The sequence below is a fragment of the Undibacterium paludis genome, from assembly GCF_022568815.1.
Classification (GTDB): domain Bacteria; phylum Pseudomonadota; class Gammaproteobacteria; order Burkholderiales; family Burkholderiaceae_D; genus Undibacterium.
Window position 1 is genome coordinate 1 of the sequence record NZ_JAKZHX010000057.1, and the last position, 719, is coordinate 719.

Sequence of the window (719 nt, forward strand, 5' to 3'; positions counted from 1 at the left end):
TTGTTCTCTGGTTTTTCCTCTGTGTCTCTGTGTCTCTGTGTCTCTGTGTCTCTGTGGTTAAGGGTCTTGGTTTTTTACCTATACAAAGTAGCCGTGTAAAATGCTGAGGAAGCGTAGCGAGCGGCGCTAGTTTGAGTTAAGAAGCGCAGTCGTACTTAGGTACGACGAGCATCGCTGGCTCAAAATCGCGTTGCGCAGTAGCTTCATCAGCATTTCACTTTTTGCCCATGTTGCCGGACAGGACAACCGAGTGCAGGTCAGCGGAGAAGGCGCGCACTTCTTCCATGGCGCTCTTGTTGCGGCGAACCAGGAAGTTGTAACCGAGAACCGCAGGAACCGCGACCGCCAGACCGATCGCGGTCATGATCAGCGCTTCACCCACCGGACCCGCGACTTTGTCGATCGATGCCTGGCCGGACATGCCGATGGCTGTCAGCGCATGGTAGATCCCCCAGACGGTACCGAACAGACCAACGAACGGGGCGGTGGAGCCAACGGTTGCCAGGAAGGCCAGGCCGTCTTGCAGGCGGCTTTGGACTTTGTCTACAGCGCGCTGGATGGACATGGAGACCCAGGTGTTGAGGTCGATCTGTTCGAGCAGGGCGCCTTCGTGGTGTTCGGTGGCTTTGATGCCGGAATCAGCGATGAAGCGGAAGGGACTGCCTTCTTTCAGGGAGGAGGCACCGGCCTGGACGGAGGCGGCTTTCCAGAATTTGGAA

1 protein-coding gene is annotated in these 719 nt (G+C 57.0%); it reads right to left on the reverse strand.

Features of this window, described 5'->3' with window-relative positions:
- Positions 1-214: 214 nt before the first annotated feature.
- Positions 215-719: MotA/TolQ/ExbB proton channel family protein (locus LZ463_RS28895; RefSeq protein WP_241459779.1), on the reverse strand; the 505-nt coding region annotated here is incomplete at its 5' end.